Consider the following 19,738-nt stretch of genomic DNA (forward strand, 5'->3'; position numbering starts at 1 on the left):
ATTAAATATGACTTTCACCGACACCCACTGCCATCTTGCCGATCCCAAACTTGCCGATACGCTGCCTGCCGTGCTTACCGAAGCGCAAGCCGCCGGCGTGGTGCGTTTTATCGTACCGGCTACATCTCCCAATGATTGGCAGGCAGTTGCGCAGTTGGAAAGGCCGTCTGAAAACATCCATATCGCTTTGGGCATTCATCCGTGGTTTTCAGACGGCCTCAACGAAGCGGCATTCCAAGAGTTAGAGAAAGAATTAACCCGGCATCCGCAAGCATGGGTTGGCGAAATCGGCTTGGATTTTTATGGCAAAGAGCAAACCCAAGCGCAACGCGACACGCAAACCGACGTCTTTATCCGCCAACTCATCCTCGCCCAAAACCTCAACCGCCGCGTCATCATCCATAATCTGAAAGCCACCGCCGCCATTGCCGCCGCTGTTAAAATTGCCGGTTTCACACGAGGTGGTATCGTTCATGCTTTCTCCGGCAGCGTAGAAGAAGCACGGATTTTGGTGAAACTCGGCTTCAAAATCGGCATAGGCTCGCTGCTACTCAATCCCAATGCCAAAAAAGTCCGTGCCGCCTTACAAGCTTTAAACGACACGGATTTCGTTCTCGAAACCGACAGCCCCTTTATGCTCGGCCATGAAACCAATACCCCGGCCAACATCCGCCGTATCGCCGAAATTGCCGCCGAATTGCGCTGCGTACCGCTGACACAACTGGCTGAAATAACCGAGCAAAACGTGGATTCCCTGCTCCATACTTCCCCTTAATATGCCGACCTCAAGGCATCAAAAAGCCTTGTCCGGCCATTTCGTTTCCAAACCGACACACTCTGCCCTCCCTACCCCATATTCATGAATAAAAAGCGATACAAGGCCGTCTGAAAAAATGTTTTTGGCACAAAATATCGTTCACTCCGTCATCTCGGCTTTTTAACACCGTATTTTCCCTTTGATTGATAAAAAGTATTACGCATATTATTGGGCAAACTTTTTATTTACGTTAAAATATGCCTTTTTTTGATAATAAGGCCGTCTGAAAAAGGCGGAAACTAATTATGGCTGAACAACATACACACGCTTCCACCTGGAAGAGCAAAATCAATGCTCTCGGCCCGGGTATCATGATGGCTTCGGCGGCAGTCGGCGGCTCGCACCTGATTGCCTCCACGCAGGCAGGTGCGCTTTACGGCTGGCAGCTTGCGCTGATCATTATTCTGACCAACCTGTTCAAATACCCGTTTTTCCGCTTCAGCGCACATTACACGCTGGATACGGGCAAAAGCCTGATTGAGGGCTATGCCGAAAAAAGTCGCGTTTATTTGTGGGTATTTTTGATTTTATGTATTGCATCGGCAACGATTAATGCCGGTGCAGTCGCCATCGTTACCGCCGCCATCGTCAAAATGGCGATCCCGTCGCTGACTTTCGATGCCGGCATAGTGTCCGTCATGATTATGGTTTCCTGCCTGCTGATTTTGGCAAGCGGCCGCTATAAAGCATTGGACAACGTTTCCAAAATCATCATCGTCAGCCTGACCATCGCCACCGTCGCCGCAGCCGCCGTGGCCATGTCTCGCGGCATGCAGATGAAGCCCGACTTTATCGAGCCGACCCCATGGACGCTGACCGGCTTGGGCTTCCTCATCGCGCTGATGGGCTGGATGCCTGCACCGATTGAAATTTCCGCCATCAACTCTTTGTGGGTTACCGAAAAACAACGCATCAACCCTTCCAGCTACCGCGACGGCATTTTTGACTTCAACGTCGGCTACATTACCAGCGCGATTTTGGCGGTCGTTTTCCTCGCCTTGGGTGCATATGTACAATACGGCAACGGCGAGGAAGTGCAAATGGCGGGCGGCAAATATGTCGGCCAGCTGATTAATATGTACGCTGTGACCATCGGCGACTGGTCTCGTCCATTAGTGGCATTTATTGCTTTCGCCTGCATGTACGGCACCACCATTACCGTAGTGGACGGCTACGCCCGCGCGATTGCCGAACCGGTACGCCTGCTGCGCGGCAAAGACAAAACCGGCAATGTCGAATTGTTTGCTTGGAACGTCTGGGTTGCAGGCTCAGGCTTGGCCGTAATTTTCTGGTTCAACAGCGCGATGGCGGAACTGCTCAAATTCGCCATGATTACCGCCTTCGTTGCCGCCCCTGTGTTCGCTTGGCTGAACTACCGCCTCGTCAAAGGCGACAAACGCCACAAACTGACCATGGGCATGAATTTCCTTGCCATTATCGGTTTGATTTACTTGACCGGCTTTACCGTTTTGTTCCTGCTGAACCAAACAGGCATCTTGGCTGCTCCTAAATAAGCCCATATGAAAAAGGCCGTCTGAAACTCAAAAACAAGTTTCAGACGGCCTTTCCAATCCATCATATCTTGTTGAATTTTCATTCAAACCCATTATAATGACTCCTTATTTCGCCGTTGCAGACCACTCGACGGCATCCGTATTTTGGAAAATTTATGAAGCCGTCTATCTTAGAAAAACTACAACAACTCAGCGACCGACTGGAAGAAGTCACGCATCTGCTCGGACAGCCTGAAGCCACGTCCGACATGGACAACTACCGCAAACTCACACGCGAACACGCCGAACTGACCCCCGTGGTCGAAGTGTTCCAAAACTATCAGCTGGCGCAAAGCGACTTGGCGGATGCCGAAGAAATGCTGTCCGACCCTGAAATGAAAGACTTTGCCGCCGAAGAAATCGAAGCTGCCAAAGCCAAAATCGACGAACTCGATACCGAATTGCAAAAACTGCTACTGCCAAAAGATGCCGATGACGACAAAAACATCTTTATCGAAGTGCGCGCTGGTACCGGCGGCGACGAAGCCGCGCTGTTTGCTGGCGATTTGCTGCGTATGTACAGCCGCTACGCCGAGCGCAACCGCTGGCAGGTTGAAATCGTTTCCGCCAACGAAAGCGAATTAGGTGGCTATAAAGAAGTCATCGCCCGCATTATCGGCTTGGGTGCATACAGCCGTCTGAAATTTGAATCCGGCGGCCACCGCGTGCAACGCGTTCCTGCAACCGAAAGCCAAGGCCGTATCCACACTTCAGCCTGTACCGTCGCCGTCATGCCTGAAGCGGACGAACTCGAAGACATCGAATTGAACCCCGCCGACCTGCGCATCGACACCTTCCGCGCATCCGGCGCAGGCGGTCAGCACATCAACAAAACCGACTCCGCCGTCCGCATTACCCACTTACCGACAGGCATGGTAGTCGAATGCCAAGACGGCCGCAGCCAACACGCCAACAAAGCGCAGGCGATGAAAGTCCTCGCTGCCCGCTTAAACGACGCACAAAAACGCGAAGCCCAAGCCAAAGAAGCCGCCGAACGCAAATCCCTAATCGGCAGCGGCGACCGCAGCGAACGCATCCGCACCTACAACTACCCACAAGGCCGCGTGACTGACCACCGCATCAACCTTACCCTGCACAAACTGGATTTTGTGATGGACGGCGACTTGGAAGAAATCACCAATGCCCTGATTGCCGAGCATCAAGCCGAGCTTTTGGCGGCAATGGGGGATTGATGAATTTAGCCCATTGCGTTTATACTTTTCAGACGGCCTGATGACATATGTCAATATGGCCGTGAATATATTAAAGAAACTTCAATCCTGAAGTGTTAAAATGCAGCACCAGCTGCGTCACAGCAACACCCTTCTACAATTAACGAAAGAGAGGACACAAAATGGCAAAAATCCTGATCGCACCGGTATCTACCGGCCTGAGCGCCGATGCAGCGGCAAAAGCATTTGCAGCGGCATTGAATGCACAAGTTTTCCAAGCCGTTGACTCCACTACAGAAGCCCTGTTGGCTCAAGGCAAGAGCGACGACTGGTTTGACGCGCTTGTCGGTAAAGTTGCAGCATTGAACGCAGATAACCTCGTTATCGAAGGCATTACTCCTGATGCGGACAAATTGTTCTTGGCAGGCAAAAACGTCGAATTGGCGTTGTCTTTGGACGCAGGCGTTGTATTGGCGCTGAAATCCGACAACACCGACGCAGCCGCCGTTGCCCAACAATTAAACCTCACCAAACAGCTCTACACCAACTCCCCGGGCTTATTGGAAGGCTTTATCATTGACGGTGCAGCCGCTGCTTTGGGCGCACAAGTTGCCGAACAAACCGGCCTGACTTTCTTCGGCTCCAGCGACAAACTACAAGACGTATCCGCTTTGGCTAAACGCGAAGCCAAACGCCTGTCTCCAGCCCAATTCCGTTACAACCTGATCGATTTCGCACGCAAAGCCGATATGCGCATCGTCCTGCCTGAAGGCGCAGAACCACGCACCGTCGCCGCCGCCGCTATCTGTCACGAAAAAGGCATCGCCCGTTGCGTACTATTGGCGACTCGCGAAGAAGTTGAAGCCGTAGCGAAAGAACGCGGCATTTCCCTGCCCGATTCTTTGGAAATCATCGATCCTGCTTCTTTGGTTGAGCAATATGTCGAGCCTATGTGTGAATTGCGCAAATCCAAAGGCCTGACTCCTGAAGATGCACGTAAACAGCTGCAAGACACCGTCGTACTGGGTACCATGATGATGGCTCAAAACGACGTGGACGGTTTGGTTTCCGGTGCAGTCCACACTACTGCCAACACCATCCGTCCTGCCCTGCAACTGATTAAAACCGCTCCGGGTGCAAGCCTCGTATCCAGCGTATTCTTCATGTTGCTGCCTAACCAAGTTTTAGCTTTCGGCGACTGCGCGGTTAACCCGAACCCAACTCCGGAACAACTGGCCGATATCGCCATCCAATCTGCCGACAGCGCCAAAGCTTTCGGTATCGATCCAAAAGTAGCCATGATTTCCTACTCTACCATCAACTCAGGCAGCGGCCCTGATGTCGATGCAGTAATCGAAGCCACCAAACTGGCTAATGAAAAACGCCCTGATTTGGCCATCGAAGGTCCGTTGCAATACGATGCGGCTACCGTTCCATCTATCGGCCAATCCAAAGCTCCGGGCAGCGCTGTCGCTGGTCAGGCAACTGTCCTGATTTTCCCAGACCTCAATACCGGCAACTGTACTTACAAAGCCGTACAACGCAGCGCCAACGTCCTGAGCGTAGGCCCGTTGTTGCAAGGTTTGCGCAAACCGGTTAACGACTTGTCCCGCGGTGCATTGATTGAAGACATCGTCTTCACCATCGCTCTGACTGCCGTTCAAGCCAAACAAATGCAAGGCTGATTGACAAGCTGATGCTTTAAAATCAAAGGCCGTCTGAAACCGATGTTTCAGACGGCCTTTCGTATCTTTGCGCCAACTATATTATAATTCGCCATTATTTTCCGAAAAACTGCCCCAATGACTGCCTACCAGCAACAACTAGCCGACAAAAAGCAATATCTTCAGCAACTATTCCAAGGGCTGGATTTCCCTGAAATCGAAGTCTTTGAATCTCCGGAACAGCATTACAGGATGCGTGCCGAGTTCCGCATCTGGCATGAAGGCGGCGAAATGTTTTACGCCATGTTTGAGCGCGGGCAAAAGGCAAGCGGGGCAAGCCTGATCCGTTGCGACCAATTTCCTGCCGCGTCCGAATCCATCAATACCTTAATGCCGAAACTGATTGAAGCCGCATCCAATCATCCCGAGCTGAAAAACCGCTGGTACGCCGTCGAATTTTTGTCCACTTTAAGCGGCGAAATGCTGGTTACCATGATTTACCACAAGAAGCTGAACGACGCATGGCAACAAGCCGCGCAAGAGCTGGCGCACAATTTAGGCATCCACATCATCGGCCGCAGCCGCGGACAAAAAATCGTATTGAGCCAAGATTTTGTGACTGAAGCGTTGGAAGTCAACGGCAAGACCTTCCGCTATCGTCAAATCGAGGGCGGCTTTACCCAACCCAATGCCCAAGTGTGCCAAAAAATGCTGACTTGGGCGTGTGATGCTGCGCAAAACTTAGGCAAAGACCTGCTTGAGCTGTACTGCGGCAACGGCAATTTCACCCTGCCGCTTTCGCAACATTTCAATCAGGTGCTGGCGACCGAAGTTTCCAAAACTTCCGTCAACGCCGCCCAATGGAATATTGAAGCCAACCAAATTACCAATCTTAAAATCGCCCGCCTGTCTGCGGAAGAGTTTACCGAGGCCTACACGCAAAACCGTGAATTCCGCCGCCTGCAAGAACAAGGCATTGACTTGAAAAACTATGATTTTTCAACTATTTTTGTCGATCCTCCACGCGCCGGTATTGATGATGAAACGCTCAAATTGGTTGCCCGATTCGACAACGTCCTCTATATTTCCTGCAATCCTGAGACCCTTCGCGCCAACCTAGACACGCTCTGTCAAACCCATACCATCGAACGCGCCGCCCTATTCGACCAATTCCCATTTACCCACCATATCGAAAGCGGCGTTTGGTTGAAGAAGAAATAAAATCATACAAAAAGGCCGTCTGAATGTTCAGACGGCCTTTAATTAACGGCATATTAAGCGATTTTCAAATCAATCCGCTTCCAAAACCACTTTCATGGCTTGGTTTTCAGCAGCGTGTTTGAATACATCGTAAGCTTTTTCCAATTCGCTGAATTTGAAATGGTGGGTCATCATTTTGGTGTAATCCACTGAGCTGCTGGAAATGGCTTTCATCAGCATTTCGGTGGTATTCGCGTTAACCAGGCCTGTTGTGATGGCAAGGTTTTTAATCCAAAGTTTTTCCAGTTTGAAATCAACGGATTGACCATGCACACCGACCACAGCAATATGGCCGCCGGGTTTCACGATGTCTTGGCACATATTCCAAGTTGCAGGGATACCGACCGCTTCGATGGCGCAATCTACGCCGTCTTCGCCGACGATAGCGGCAACTTGTTTGCTTACATCGCCGGAAGCAGGGTTGATGGTATGGGTCGCGCCCAATTCTTTCGCCAGTTTCAAGCGGTTTTCGTCCATATCGCAAACGATGATGGCAGCAGGGCTATACAGTTGCGCAGTCAGCAATGCAGACATACCGACAGGGCCGGCACCGGCGATGAATACGGTATCGCCAGGTTTCACATCGCCATATTGCACGCCGATTTCGTGGGCGGTCGGCAAAGCATCGCTCAACAGCAGGGCAACTTCTTCGTTGACGTTGTCAGGCAGCGGAACCAAGCTGTTGTCTGCATAAGGCGTACGGACGTATTCGGCCTGAGTACCGTCAATCATATAGCCCAAGATCCAACCGCCGTTGCGGCAGTGTGAATAAAGTTGGATTTTACAGTTGTCGCAAGTACAGCATTTGCTAACACATGAAATAATGACTTTATCATCGACTTTGATGTTTTTTACAGCATCGCCGACTTCTTCTACAATACCGATACCCTCATGACCGAGAATACGACCGTCGGCAACTTCAGGGTTTTTACCTTTCCAAATACCCAAGTCAGTACCGCAAATTGTGGTTTTAACGATTTTGACGACTGCATCGGTCGGATCGATAATTTGAGGGCGGGGTTTTTCTTCGAAACGGATGTCGTTTGCGCCATGATAAACCATTGCTTTCATGTGAATCTCCTTGAGCAGTTAATAAACTTTAACAATACAGCGTAAATCCACGTTAACTATATTTATATACCCCTCTACCAGATAAGTCAATCCTGATTATTATTTTGCATGTTATAGTGTAACATGCTGTTTTAAAAATAAATAATTAAAAAGTAAATATTAATGAACACACACACATCCTTTGCACAACGACTCATCGATTGGCAACGGCAGCATGGCCGTCACGACTTGCCTTGGCAGATCAAAGACCCCTATTCCGTCTGGCTTTCAGAAATCATGCTCCAACAAACGCAGGTTGCTACCGTATTGGACTACTATCCGCGTTTCTTAGCCAAATTCCCAACCGTGCAATCGCTTGCCGCTGCGCAGCAAGACGAGGTTTTATCCTTGTGGGCAGGCTTGGGCTATTACAGCCGCGCACGCAATCTGCACAAAGCAGCGCAACAAGTCGTCAGACAATTCGGCGGTATCTTTCCATCCGAACGCAAAGACTTAGAAACGCTCTGCGGCGTAGGCAGAAGTACCGCCGCCGCTATTTCTGCCTTTGCTTTTAACCGACGAGAAACCATCTTGGACGGCAACGTCAAACGCGTTCTCTGCCGTGTCTTTGCCCAAGACGGCAATCCGCAAGATAAGAAATTTGAAAACTCGCTTTGGACGCTTGCCGAAAGCCTACTGCCGTCTGAAAACACTGATATGCCTGCCTACACGCAAGGCTTGATGGACTTGGGCGCAACCGTCTGCAAACGAACAAAACCTTTGTGCCATCAATGCCCGATGGCAGACATCTGCGAAGCAAAAAAACAAAACCGCATTGACGAGCTGCCCCGCAAAAAAACTGCCCCCGAAGTGCAAACCCTACCGCTTTATTGGCTGATTATTCACCACACTGACGGCGCATTATTGCTTGAAAAACGCCCTGCCAAAGGCATTTGGGGCGGTCTGTATTGCGTCCCCTGTTTTGAAAAATTAGACGATTTGTATGCTTACGCCGAACGCTTCGGTATTGTTTCAGACGGCCTTGAAGAACAAACCACATTTACCCACCGCCTGACCCACCGCTTATTGATGATTACCCCTTTTCAGACGCAACAAAGGCCGTCTGAACATCTTTCAGACGGCCTTTGGATATCAGCGGAACAGTTGGCGGATTATGGTTTACCCAAACCTTTAATCAAATATTTGGCGAAAGGCTAAACCGCCCTATTCCACAATCTCTTTAAATACAACTTCTTTCCCACCGCGAATCAATACGGCAAAACCATCGCCAATTTGCCAACGCGAGCTTGGATTGGCGTACTCGACACCCTGACTCTGCAAGCGGACTTGCGCCAGTTTCTCAACCGTATTGCCTTCACGCAACTCAACCATCATCGGGCTGTGGCTGTTGATATAAATTGCAGTAATCGTCCGACCTTGTACGGATTGATAACGGACAGAATACGTCTGCGCCTGTGCAATGACCGGTAACGGCGCGTCTGGACGCACGGCTTTATACGAGCCGCACGAAACGCACAAACTCACGCACAAAGCGCAGATAATTTTATTCAACATAGGCATAGATTAGTAATGGTGATGCGGAATCTCGCCATCAAGCCGGTAATAAGTGCCGCAATACGGGCATTCAATCTCACTGTTGGACTGAATCGGCAAGAACACACGCGGATGGCCGTTCCATGTTTCATGATTAGGGCCGGAGCAATGCAGCGGCAAATCCTGCGGCTTGATGACTACAACGTTTTTTTCAGATTGTGTACTCATGGTTTGGTTCCTCACTATGTTTTCTTATCTTCCGATATTGTAAAGCAAAACGGCCGCTAGGTTCGACTGAAAACATTATATAATCACTTTTTTCAGACGGCCTTTGATGATGATGACTACCCTGCTCCGCCTTCAAGATTTCGATACTTCCGATTCCGCTTCATTTCTTTATACACTCAGTGCAGCCTATTTGGATCACACTGAACAGACAGGCGATGAAGACATGTCCAGCCTCAACGACGAACAGCATACATTAATCGCACTTTGTTACCTCGACAGCCAGGTTCAAGAAGGCGGCTTTGTACAGCTTATCGCTTCAGGATACGGAGAATACATCTTCGGCAATCCGGTTGCTGACAGCCTGCGCCGCTGGCGCATCAAGCCGATACCAAAAATCTTAGACAAAGCCAAGGCTCTGTACGAAAAACACGGCGAATCCATTGAAAAAATGGCAGACGAGCAAAGGGATTTCGACGAAATCCGCAAAGCTTTTCCCGATTTTGAAGAGCTTGACGGCGATTATTATGACGTTGCCGATGAAGACTTGGAAACTGCGGCAGCGTACGTTCAGGCAAATTGGGATAAATTTGCCAAACTGTCAGACTGAAACCATAAAACTTTGCCGGTTTGAATCATCTGTTCAAACCGGCAAAATCATCAATACGTCAAATTAACGTTTGTTTTTCTGATAAATCGGCATCACTTCAGGCAACATTTTGCGGATCGCATTGATACGCGCCTGATTGGTCGGATGGGTCGACAAAATAGCCAATGAGCTGCCGCCCTGTACTTTGTTCATTTTTTCCCACACACTTACCGCAGCCTCAGGATTGTAGCCTGCTTCAGCCATCAAACGCACACCGCCGGCATCCGCTTCGCTTTCCTGATAACGTGAGAACGGTTTGGTCGCCAACAAATCTGCACCCAAACCGACCAAATCACCATCCACACCGGTTGAGCTGGCCAAAATCGAACCGCCCAAGCCGGTCAATACTTGTCCGCCCAAAGCTTTTTTACTGTGTTCCAACAAAGCATGGGTCATTTCATGGCCGACAACGGCGGCAATTTCATCATCAGTCAGCTTCAATTTCTCTACTATACCGGTGTACACGGCCATTTTACCGCCCGGCATTGCCCATGCGTTCATTTCATCACTGCGGATAACGTTCATCTGCCAGTTGAAAGGCACGCCGGTTTTGTTGGCGCGCTCAGCATGAGGACGCAGACGTGCAAACACGCGTTGAACGCGTTGAGCAGTTGGAGATGAAACATCCAAAGCTTTTTGACCACGCGCGTTTTGAATGACTTGTGAGTAACTTTTGGCAGCATCTTCATTCAAAGTCGCAGTATCGTAGCCAACCATATCCGCTACAGAAGTACAGCCGGTCAACGCCAAAATCACACCCATGCCGGCCCAATATTTTTTATTCCATTTTTTCAACATGTTTTCTCTCTGTGTTTTAAAATTAATGTAACGACATTGTACCCAAATTTAATATCCTTTACACAAAAGGCCGTCTGAACGGTTTCAGACGGCCTTTAAGCGTAATATTTAAGAACGGCGCTGCAGCATCCAAGACTCAATCTTACGCGCATCGTTCACGCGGGTTGTGGAAGACGGAGAGTTGAGCAATACAATGGTAATCGGCTGATTCTGTACATTGGCCTTAACCACCATAGAACGTCCTGCTTCACGAATATAGCCGGTTTTCTGCAATTCGATATTCCAGCTGCCCTCACGCACCAAGGCATTGGAGTTTTTGTAGTTTTGACGACCATTTGCCGTCCAAACCGAGCCGTAATTTGAAGTCGAATTTTTGCGAATCAGCGGATACTTACTGGCTGCCGCAACCATGCGGTTCAAATCGCGTGCAGTGGAAACGTTTTGGAAATTCAAACCGGTAGGCTCATAGAAACGACTGCTGGTCATACCCAGGCTTTGCGCTTTGGCATTCATAGCCGCAACAAATGCGCTCATACCGCCCGGATACGTACGGCCCAATGCATGAGTAGCACGGTTTTCACTGCTCATCAGGCTCAGGTGCAACAGTTCGCCGCGTGTCAGCGTCGTGCCGATGCTCAAACGGCTGCCCGTACCTTTCAAACGGTCGATTTCAGCCTCGGTAATCGTAATCGGCTCGTTCATATCCAGATGCGCATCCAAAACCACCATCGCGCTCATCAATTTGGAAATAGAGGCAATCGGCATGACACGATCAGGGTTTTTCTGATACAGCACTTCACCGGTTTTATTATTGAAAATCAAAGCAGATTGCGAAGACAGCAGAGGACCTGCCAAAGCGGCTTGAGCTTCGACTTGGTCGGCATGACTCAATGCAAAAGCTTCCAGCGGGTCATTTTGCACTGGGAAATTTTGCTCCAAAAATTGTCCCAATACATCCATATCATTGGCAACGGCAGGCGCAGAAGCAAAGGCCAATGCCACACCTGTCCATACCATTCCTAAAGTTTTATAGATTTTCATATCTGCCAATTCAAAAAAATACATTTAATTCAACATTCTGTTAAATTTTTCGACAATTGTAAAGCGAGTTGAGAAAACTTTGCGTTTGTTAGCAAGATATTCAAATCCCACGCCCTCATCTGTTTCTTAGACGATACGGCGCAATGCCTGCTCTGATTTGAAAAAACACAAGATAGTCATTATACTTAGGCTCCTTTGTCAGAGGCATTCCCTCAATCCGGCAATACGCCCGAAATATCTGTTCCCCCTTTACAACACAGCCTCCATACAACCATACGAAGAAATTATTATGTCTGAAGAAAAACGCACCTGTTCATTCTGCGGGAAGTCTGAAAACGACGTTAAAAACCTGATCGAAGGCGAACACGCCTTCATCTGCAACGAATGTGTAGAAACTTGCGGCATAATGCTGCAAGACAACGAATCCGGCGAAATTGAAAACGAGCTTGTCAAAGCGAAAGAAGAAAACGCCGAGAAAAAACTGCCTACCCCGGCCGAAATCGTTGCCAACCTCAACGACCACGTTATCGGTCAGGAACACGCAAAAAAAGCGTTGGCAGTATCGGTTTACAACCACTACAAACGCCTGCACCACCCGAAAGCAGAGGGCAAAGTCGAATTGTCCAAATCCAACATCCTGCTTATCGGTCCGACCGGCTCAGGTAAAACCCTGTTGGCGCAATCTTTGGCGCGCAAACTGGATGTCCCTTTTGTCATGGCAGATGCCACAACTTTGACCGAAGCCGGTTATGTCGGTGAAGACGTCGAACAAATCATCACCAAACTTTTGGGCAAATGTGATTTTGACGTTGAAAAAGCCCAGCGCGGCATCGTCTATATCGATGAAATCGATAAAATCTCACGCAAAAGCGACAACCCGTCCATCACGCGTGACGTATCCGGCGAAGGTGTGCAACAAGCCTTGCTGAAACTGATTGAAGGCACTGTAGCCAGCGTTCCTCCTCAAGGCGGACGCAAACATCCGAACCAAGAATTCATCAATGTTGATACCACCAACATCCTCTTTATCTGCGGCGGCGCATTTGCCGGCTTGGAAAAAGTCATCCGCCAACGTACTGAAAAAGGAGGTATCGGCTTTGGTGCAGCGGTACACAGCAAAGATGAAAACGCCGATATTTCAGCCCTGTTTGAAACCGTCGAGCCTGAAGACTTGATTAAATTCGGTTTGATTCCTGAGTTGATCGGCCGTCTGCCCGTGATTGCCACATTGGAGGAATTGGACGAAGACGCTTTGGTCAACATTTTGACCGAACCGAAAAACGCCTTGGTCAAACAATATCAAACCTTGTTTGAAATGGAAGATGTCAGCCTTGAGTTTGAAGAAGACGCTTTGCGCAGCATCGCCAAACTGGCAATGGAACGCAAAACCGGTGCGCGCGGCCTGCGCTCTATCGTCGAACGCTGCCTCTTGGACACCATGTATGCCCTGCCAGATTTGAAAGACGTCGCCAAAGTCGTCATCAATAAAGAGGTGGTAGAAAAAGGCGAGCAGCCAAAACTTTTCCGCAAAGACGGCAGCGAATACAAACAGTAAAACTGATTCTTTGAAAAAGACGTGTAACCGTACACGTCTTTTTTTGAATTAAACTATATTGCCGAACAATTCTATATACGAAACAAAGGCCGTCTGAAACATATTCAGACGGCCTTTGTTTTCAAGTTGCTCTAAGTCTGTCTTCATCCGGAGTATTGATGAGAGTGACTTCCTTGAATTTTATGAAGCTTATTTTTTTGCTTTTTTAGCAGCTTTTTTTGCAGGAGCGGCTTTAGCAGGAGCAGCTTTAGCAGCAGGCTCGGATGCGGCAGCTTCAGGAGCAACATCCTCAGGCGCTGCTACCGGTTCAGAGGCAGCGGGCTCGGAAGCAGCTGACTCAGCCGTACGTTGATAGCCTTTGTCTTTCATGCAGGCATCAAACACAGCACGGTCAGCATTTTCACCAGATGCCTGTTGGCATTGGGTCATTGCTTCTTCAACAGTGACGCGTGGTGCTGCCGCTTCTTCAGCGGGTTTGGAAGAAGAACAAGCTGCCAACATCAGGCTACCGGTTGCAAGAGCGATCAATAAAGTTTTCATAATTGTATATTCCTAAATTTTAATTTTATGGTTTACCGTTAAACGGGAGATACAGGCTGTCAAACAGCCCTGCACCTCAATATTGAGTACCCAATTCCAATTTAGTTTCATTTCATCCTGTAAGTTTTTGATAAATTAATCCTATTGATGTTAAGACAAATGCTTAATTCCCAATAAACTCAAAACCTTGCAGGCCAGTAACTTTTTCTGTTTTTGAACTGTAAAAATATCAAAACTTAGACGATTTTAGCTGCAACCATCATTTGGGGAGTCCCTCTTTTTATGGCATAATGGACTACTTACCGGATAGTTCCGTACCCCTTTTTTCAAACCGCAGAATCAAAATCATACTGCGGTTTATCCATTTCAGAATCAGATTTTTCAGACGGCCTCACCATTCAAAAGGCCGTCTGAACAGAAAGCCACCATCATGAATCCTTTCTCTTCACTCGGTTTAGGCAGCGAATTAGTCTCTGCCCTGACCGATCAGGGTTATGAAAACCCGACGCCTATCCAAGCCGCAGCGATTCCTAAAGCCTTGGCAGGACACGACCTTTTGGCCGCAGCACAAACCGGCACAGGTAAAACCGCCGCCTTTATGCTGCCCAGCCTCGAACGCCTGAAACGCTACGCCACATCCAGCACCTCCCCTGCCATGCACCCCGTCCGCATGTTGGTATTGACCCCGACCCGCGAACTGGCTGATCAAATTGACCAAAACGTACAGGCCTATATTAAAAATCTTCCTTTGCGCCATACCGTCCTCTTCGGCGGCGTCAACATGGACAAACAAACTGCCGACTTGCGCGCCGGTTGCGAAATCGTTGTCGCTACGGTTGGCCGACTGCTCGACCACGTTAAACAAAAAAACATCAATTTAAACAAAGTTGAAATCGTTGTACTCGATGAAGCCGACCGTATGCTTGATATGGGTTTCATCGACGATATCCGCAAAATCATGCAGATGTTGCCCAAACAGCGACAAACCCTGCTTTTTTCCGCCACTTTCTCACCGCCTATCCGCAAGCTTGCACAAGATTTTATGCACACGCCTGAAATGGTCGAGGTGGCCGCGCAAAACACCACCAACGCCAATGTCGAGCAACACATCATTGCCGTTGATGCACTCAAAAAGCGCAACCTGCTCGAACGTCTGATTGTTGATTTGCATATGAATCAAGTCATTGTATTCTGCAAAACCAAACAAAGCGTCGATCAAGTTACCCGCGACCTCGTCCGCCGCAACATTGCCGCCCAATCCATCCACGGCGACAAATCCCAACAAAGCCGACTGGAAACCCTCAATGCCTTTAAAGAAGGCACATTACGCGTTTTGGTTGCCACCGACGTTGCAGCGCGCGGCTTGGATATTGCCGAGTTGCCTTTCGTCATCAACTACGAGCTGCCAACCCAACCTGAAGACTACGTTCACCGCATCGGACGTACCGGCCGGGCCGGTGCCGACGGCGTTGCCATTTCCTTGATGGATAAAACCGAACAGAAAATGTTTGAATCCATTAAAGAGCTGATCGGCAGCGATTTGAATGTGGAACGCATCGAAGGCTTTGAGCCGCATTGGTGGGGCAACGACAATCAAGATGAAGCCAAAGCGCAACCGGTTCAACACAACGACAGCCGCTCTCGCCGCGATGATAGAAACAAACGCAACGAATACGCGAATAAATCAGACAAAAGCTCGAAAAAAGCAGAAGAGAAAAACGATCCGGGTATTGTCTGCGGCAAAATTGCCGGCAGAACACGCCGCAGCCGTCACGAGCGTCAGCCTTGCGCCCTGCTCCAACCTGGTTTTGGCGTAAAGTAAACAACGCTGATTAATCGGTTTCTGATTATTTATCCTAAGCAAAGGCCGTCTGAAACTTATCTTTCAGACGGCCTTTTATTAAACTAAAAATAAAAAGGACGTGATGAACACGCCCTTTATTTTTCCGTTTCAGACGGCCTTTATTATTTAAGGTCGTCTGAAAATCGGTTTACCTTGTTACATTAAACATTCACGGTTTCGGCTACTTCATTGTAGCTGTCGATTTCGTTGAAATTCATGTAACGGTAGATTTGGTCGCCCTGCTCGTTGATGATACCGATATTGGCTTGGTATTCTTCAACAGTCGGGATTTTACCCAGTTTAGAGCAGATCGCCGCCAACTCAGCTGAGCCGAGGTAAACAAAGGTGTTTTTACCCAAGCGGTTCGGGAAGTTACGGGTAGAAGTGGACATTACAGTCGCGCCTTCGTGTACTTGTGCTTGGTTACCCATACACAATGAGCAACCCGGCATTTCCATACGCGCACCTGCACGGCCGAGTACGCCGTAGTGACCTTCGTCAGACAACTCTTTCGCATCCATTTTGGTTGGAGGTGCCATCCACAGACGTACCGGGATGTCGGTTTTACCTTCCAAGAGTTTGGAGGCTGCGCGGAAGTGGCCGATGTTGGTCATACAAGAACCGATGAACACTTCGTCAATTTTGGTGCCGGAGCGTTCAGACATGAAGCACACGTCGTCTGGGTCGTTCGGGCAAGCAATAATCGGCTCTTTAATGTCGTCCATGTTGATTTCAATCACGGCAGCGTATTCGGCATCTTTATCCGCTTCGAGCAATTCAGGATTTGCCAACCATGCTTCCATGGCTTTGATACGGCGTTCCAAAGTGCGCGAATCTTGATAGCCGTTGGCAATCATGTTTTTCATCAACACAATGTTGGATTTCATGTACTCGATAATCGGCTCTTTGTTGAGCTTCACAGTACAGCCTGCGGCGGAGCGTTCGGCAGATGCGTCAGTCAATTCAAAAGCTTGTTCCACTTTCAAATCAGGCAGGCCTTCGATTTCGAGGATGCGGCCGGAGAAGATGTTTTTCTTACCAGCTTTAGCAACAGTCAGCAAACCTTGTTTAATCGCGTACAACGGAATGGCGTTCACCAAGTCACGCAGGGTTACACCCGGTTGCAGTTTGCCGCTGAAGCGTACCAATACGGACTCAGGCATATCGAGCGGCATCACACCAGTAGCTGCTGCGAAAGCAACCAAGCCGGAGCCGGCAGGGAAAGAAATACCGATAGGGAAACGGGTGTGGCTGTCGCCGCCGGTACCAACTGTATCAGGCAACAGCAGACGGTTGAGCCATGAGTGAATCACGCCATCACCCGGACGCAGGGATACACCGCCACGGGTAGAGATAAAAGCAGGCAATTCTTTATGAGTTCTCACATCGACAGGCTTTGGATAAGCCGCGGTGTGACAGAAAGACTGCATCACCATATCTGCTGAGAAGCCCAAGCAAGCCAGGTCTTTCAATTCGTCACGAGTCATCGGACCAGTAGTATCTTGCGAGCCGACAGTAGTCATGCGTGGTTCGCAGTAAGTACCCGGACGCACGCCTTTGCCTTCCGGCAAACCGCAGGCGCGACCAACCATTTTTTGAGCCAATGTGAAACCGGCTTTGCTTTCAGCTGGCGCTTGAGGCAGACGGAACTCGGTAGAAGCAGGCAATTTCAGTGCTTCGCGCGCTTTGGCAGTCAGACCGCGACCGATAATCAGGTTGATACGGCCACCTGCTTGGACTTCGTCCAGCAATACTTGTGATTTCAATTCAAAATCGGCAACGGTTTCGCCGTTTTTCACGATTTTGCCTTCATAAGGCAGGATATCGACGACATCGCCCATTTTCAGAGCAGACACATCAACTTCAATCGGCAATGCGCCGGAGTCTTCTTGAGTATTGAAGAAAATAGGAGCAATTTTGCCACCCAGGCATACGCCGCCGAAACGTTTGTTCGGTACGAACGGAATATCTTCGCCTGTATGCCAAATCACGGAGTTGGTAGCAGATTTACGTGAAGAACCGGTACCGACCACGTCGCCAACGTAAGCAACAGGATGACCTTTGGCTTTGAGTTCTTCCAACAATTTAATCGGACCGACTTCGCCCGGTTTGTCAGGGTTGATGCCGTCGCGCGGGTTTTTCAACATAGCCAGCGCGTGCAGAGGGATATCAGGACGGCTCCATGCGTCAGGCGCTGGAGAGAGGTCGTCTGTATTGGTTTCGCCGTCGACTTTGAAGACGGTAACAGTGATTTTTTCTGGAACTTTGGCGCGGGAAGTGAACCATTCGGCATCTGCCCAAGATTGCAATACTTCTTGCGCGTATTTATTGCCTTTTTCGGCTTTTTCTTGAACATCGTGGAAAGAGTCAAACATCAACAGAGTATGTTTCAGACCATTTGCAGCGATAGGTGCAAGTTTGTCATTGTCCAAGAGTTCGATGAGTGCATGAATGTTGTAACCGCCAAGCATGGTACCCAACAGCTCGGTAGCATACTCAGGGGAAATCAGCGGACTGGATGCGCTGCCTTCGGCAACGGCAGCCAAAAATGAGGCTTTAACTTTGGCGGCATCGTCCACACCGGGCGGTACGCGGTGAGCCAACAGCTCAACCAAGAACTCACCTTCACCGGCAGGTGGATTTTTCAGCAGCTCAACCAAATCAGCAGTCTGCTGAGCAGTCAGAGGAAGGGGGGGAATACCAAGGGCGGCGCGCTCGGCGGCGGCTTTACGATAGGCTTCTAACATCTCTTTGTTCCTTTTTCTGTTTTTTCTTCTGGGCAGTTGCAAATGATTTGCAATTAAGGATTGTAAACAATCCTTTTAAGCATCATAGACCAGTTTTCAAAAAATGGGAACAGTTATGTTGCTGAATGTAATAAATTTAAACTATTTTGTTTAATGTGTTAATAGTTCAACCTATCTAAAGCCGCCCTCTTCTAGGCTTTTTAGCCAAACAGACGGGAAACTTCGGCTGATTTTTTACGGTACGGCAATATGATTTCAACGCGGAACAGGCCGTCTGATTGGATATATCTGATTTTCGCGTCGGTGTCATACATCAGAGTCAGGCGCTCTTTCAGATTGCGCAGAGCCATAGAATTACCTTTATGCGGCTTGGTATTTTCATTAGGTTCCGTTCCGCACGGATTTTCGATACTGATAAAAATAGATGATTTTTCCAATTTTGTTAATACCGTAATTATCCCTGGACGGTGGATAGATTCGACACCATGAAATACGGCATTTTCCAAAAGCGGTTGCAACAGCAGATGCGGCGTTTCTGCATCATCGGGCGCATGGTGCTGCCACATAACCTGTACGCGCATATGTCCCATGCGGATTTGCTCGATGGCAATATATTCCTGCGCCCACTCGATTTCCTGCCCCAAGGTGCTGTTTTGACTACCGTCGCGCAGTTGTGCGCGGAACAGGTTGGCCAGATTCTCCAGCAAAGTTTCCGCATCATACGGACGCAGACGGATTAAGCTGATGGCGGCATTCAGGCTGTTAAACAAGAAATGCGGACGGATACGCGCCGTCAATGCGCTCAGTCTAGCTTCGGAAATGGAAGGTGCAAGGCTGTTGCGACGGGATGCTTCGATGTACATGAAACTGAAACAAAAAAAGGTCAGCAAGAAGAAGTGTTGAATCAGCGGCCAAATTTCCGTCTTCAAAATCACTAGATCGACAAACAAGAAAATCAGCAGGTTGGAGACGTAGGAAACCACAACGCTGTACTGCGAGCGAAGCAGGGACGGCGCAAATGCCTGTAAGAAATAGACCTTGAGTAAAATTAAGAGGATGACGGGGCAAGCCCATGAAAAATGTTGGAAAATCTGTTCCGGATAAGGCACGCCCGATACCGTCATCAACGGAAAGATAAACAAACTGATTAACAAAACAATGAGCAGGCGCACCAGAGTTGCGGAATTGCGCAAATCCGGCACTGCGAAATTCTGGTTTATTTGACGTATAATAGACATGATTTCAACCGTTTTCTTTCATAATGTATAGA

The 19,738-nt window shown here is 49.0% G+C and carries 17 protein-coding genes; 9 read left to right on the forward strand and 8 right to left on the reverse strand.

What is annotated here, in order from left to right; genetic code table 11:
• Positions 1-7 precede the first annotated feature (7 nt).
• From DBY95_RS04870 to trmA, 5 genes are all read left to right on the forward strand, one after another.
• Positions 8-775, forward strand: a complete 768-nt coding sequence (locus DBY95_RS04870) for a TatD family hydrolase (RefSeq protein ID WP_107723566.1) — start codon at positions 8-10, stop codon at positions 773-775.
• A 287-nt stretch (positions 776-1,062) separates the two neighbouring features.
• Positions 1,063-2,331 carry an NRAMP family divalent metal transporter gene (locus DBY95_RS04875; RefSeq protein ID WP_107723567.1) on the forward strand — a complete coding sequence of 423 codons (1,269 nt, stop codon included), beginning with the start codon at positions 1,063-1,065 and terminating at the stop codon, positions 2,329-2,331.
• Positions 2,332-2,486: 155 nt separating this feature from the next.
• A complete protein-coding gene (gene prfA, locus DBY95_RS04880; RefSeq protein WP_049329850.1) occupies positions 2,487-3,563 on the forward strand; it encodes a peptide chain release factor 1 in 1,077 nt (358 codons plus the stop codon).
• Positions 3,564-3,724: 161 nt separating this feature from the next.
• On the forward strand, positions 3,725-5,227 hold the full coding sequence (pta, locus tag DBY95_RS04885; RefSeq protein ID WP_107723568.1) for a phosphate acetyltransferase: 1,503 nt from the start codon (positions 3,725-3,727) through the stop codon (positions 5,225-5,227).
• Positions 5,228-5,344: 117 nt separating this feature from the next.
• Entirely contained in the window at positions 5,345-6,427 is a 1,083-nt protein-coding gene (trmA, locus tag DBY95_RS04890) for a tRNA (uridine(54)-C5)-methyltransferase TrmA (RefSeq protein ID WP_107723569.1), read from the forward strand.
• 69 nt (positions 6,428-6,496) lie between these two features.
• On the opposite strand, the gene DBY95_RS04895 is transcribed toward trmA, so the two are convergent.
• Positions 6,497-7,537 carry a zinc-dependent alcohol dehydrogenase family protein gene (locus DBY95_RS04895; RefSeq protein ID WP_107723570.1) on the reverse strand — a complete coding sequence of 347 codons (1,041 nt, stop codon included), beginning with the start codon at positions 7,535-7,537 and terminating at the stop codon, positions 6,497-6,499.
• A 162-nt stretch (positions 7,538-7,699) separates the two neighbouring features.
• Here DBY95_RS04895 and mutY point away from each other — a divergent pair, with 162 nt between their 5' ends.
• Complete coding sequence (mutY, locus tag DBY95_RS04900; protein WP_107723571.1) at positions 7,700-8,734, forward strand: A/G-specific adenine glycosylase; 1,035 nt, start codon at positions 7,700-7,702, stop codon at positions 8,732-8,734.
• A gap of 6 nt (positions 8,735-8,740) precedes the next feature.
• On the opposite strand, the gene DBY95_RS04905 is transcribed toward mutY, so the two are convergent.
• Positions 8,741-9,097 (reverse strand): hypothetical protein, encoded by a 357-nt coding sequence (locus DBY95_RS04905; RefSeq protein ID WP_107723572.1) that lies wholly within the window; start codon positions 9,095-9,097, stop codon positions 8,741-8,743.
• 3 nt (positions 9,098-9,100) lie between these two features.
• Positions 9,101-9,298, reverse strand: a complete 198-nt coding sequence (locus DBY95_RS04910; protein WP_003745781.1) for a zinc-finger domain-containing protein — start codon at positions 9,296-9,298, stop codon at positions 9,101-9,103.
• A 112-nt stretch (positions 9,299-9,410) separates the two neighbouring features.
• Here DBY95_RS04910 and DBY95_RS04915 point away from each other — a divergent pair, with 112 nt between their 5' ends.
• Positions 9,411-9,905 carry a DMP19 family protein gene (locus DBY95_RS04915; RefSeq protein ID WP_199903864.1) on the forward strand — a complete coding sequence of 165 codons (495 nt, stop codon included), beginning with the start codon at positions 9,411-9,413 and terminating at the stop codon, positions 9,903-9,905.
• 63 nt (positions 9,906-9,968) lie between these two features.
• Here the strand turns inward: DBY95_RS04915 and DBY95_RS04920 are convergent, their stop codons facing one another.
• Together DBY95_RS04920 and DBY95_RS04925 are read right to left on the reverse strand one after the other, a co-directional pair.
• Positions 9,969-10,742, reverse strand: coding sequence for a M48 family metallopeptidase (locus DBY95_RS04920; RefSeq protein ID WP_107723574.1), 774 nt, complete (start codon positions 10,740-10,742; stop codon positions 9,969-9,971).
• Positions 10,743-10,850: 108 nt separating this feature from the next.
• Positions 10,851-11,759: a serine hydrolase gene (locus DBY95_RS04925; protein ID WP_371459479.1), complete on the reverse strand. Its 909-nt coding sequence runs from the start codon at positions 11,757-11,759 to the stop codon at positions 10,851-10,853.
• A 313-nt stretch (positions 11,760-12,072) separates the two neighbouring features.
• Between DBY95_RS04925 and clpX the strand changes: the two genes are divergently transcribed.
• A complete protein-coding gene (clpX, locus tag DBY95_RS04930) occupies positions 12,073-13,338 on the forward strand; it encodes an ATP-dependent Clp protease ATP-binding subunit ClpX (protein ID WP_107723575.1) in 1,266 nt (421 codons plus the stop codon).
• Positions 13,339-13,527: 189 nt separating this feature from the next.
• On the opposite strand, the gene DBY95_RS04935 is transcribed toward clpX, so the two are convergent.
• Positions 13,528-13,878 (reverse strand): hypothetical protein, encoded by a 351-nt coding sequence (locus DBY95_RS04935; RefSeq protein ID WP_107723576.1) that lies wholly within the window; start codon positions 13,876-13,878, stop codon positions 13,528-13,530.
• Positions 13,879-14,305: 427 nt separating this feature from the next.
• Between DBY95_RS04935 and DBY95_RS04940 the strand changes: the two genes are divergently transcribed.
• Positions 14,306-15,700 (forward strand): DEAD/DEAH box helicase, encoded by a 1,395-nt coding sequence (locus DBY95_RS04940; RefSeq protein ID WP_107723577.1) that lies wholly within the window; start codon positions 14,306-14,308, stop codon positions 15,698-15,700.
• A gap of 182 nt (positions 15,701-15,882) precedes the next feature.
• Here DBY95_RS04940 and acnB read toward each other — a convergent pair whose 3' ends face one another.
• A complete protein-coding gene (gene acnB / locus DBY95_RS04945) occupies positions 15,883-18,468 on the reverse strand; it encodes a bifunctional aconitate hydratase 2/2-methylisocitrate dehydratase (RefSeq protein ID WP_107723578.1) in 2,586 nt (861 codons plus the stop codon).
• Positions 18,469-18,668: 200 nt separating this feature from the next.
• Positions 18,669-19,706: a sensor histidine kinase gene (locus DBY95_RS04950; protein ID WP_107723579.1), complete on the reverse strand. Its 1,038-nt coding sequence runs from the start codon at positions 19,704-19,706 to the stop codon at positions 18,669-18,671.
• Between the last annotated feature and the right edge of the window lie 32 nt (positions 19,707-19,738).

The sequence above is a fragment of the Neisseria subflava genome (genome assembly GCF_003044935.1).
Taxonomy (GTDB): domain Bacteria; phylum Pseudomonadota; class Gammaproteobacteria; order Burkholderiales; family Neisseriaceae; genus Neisseria; species Neisseria subflava_E.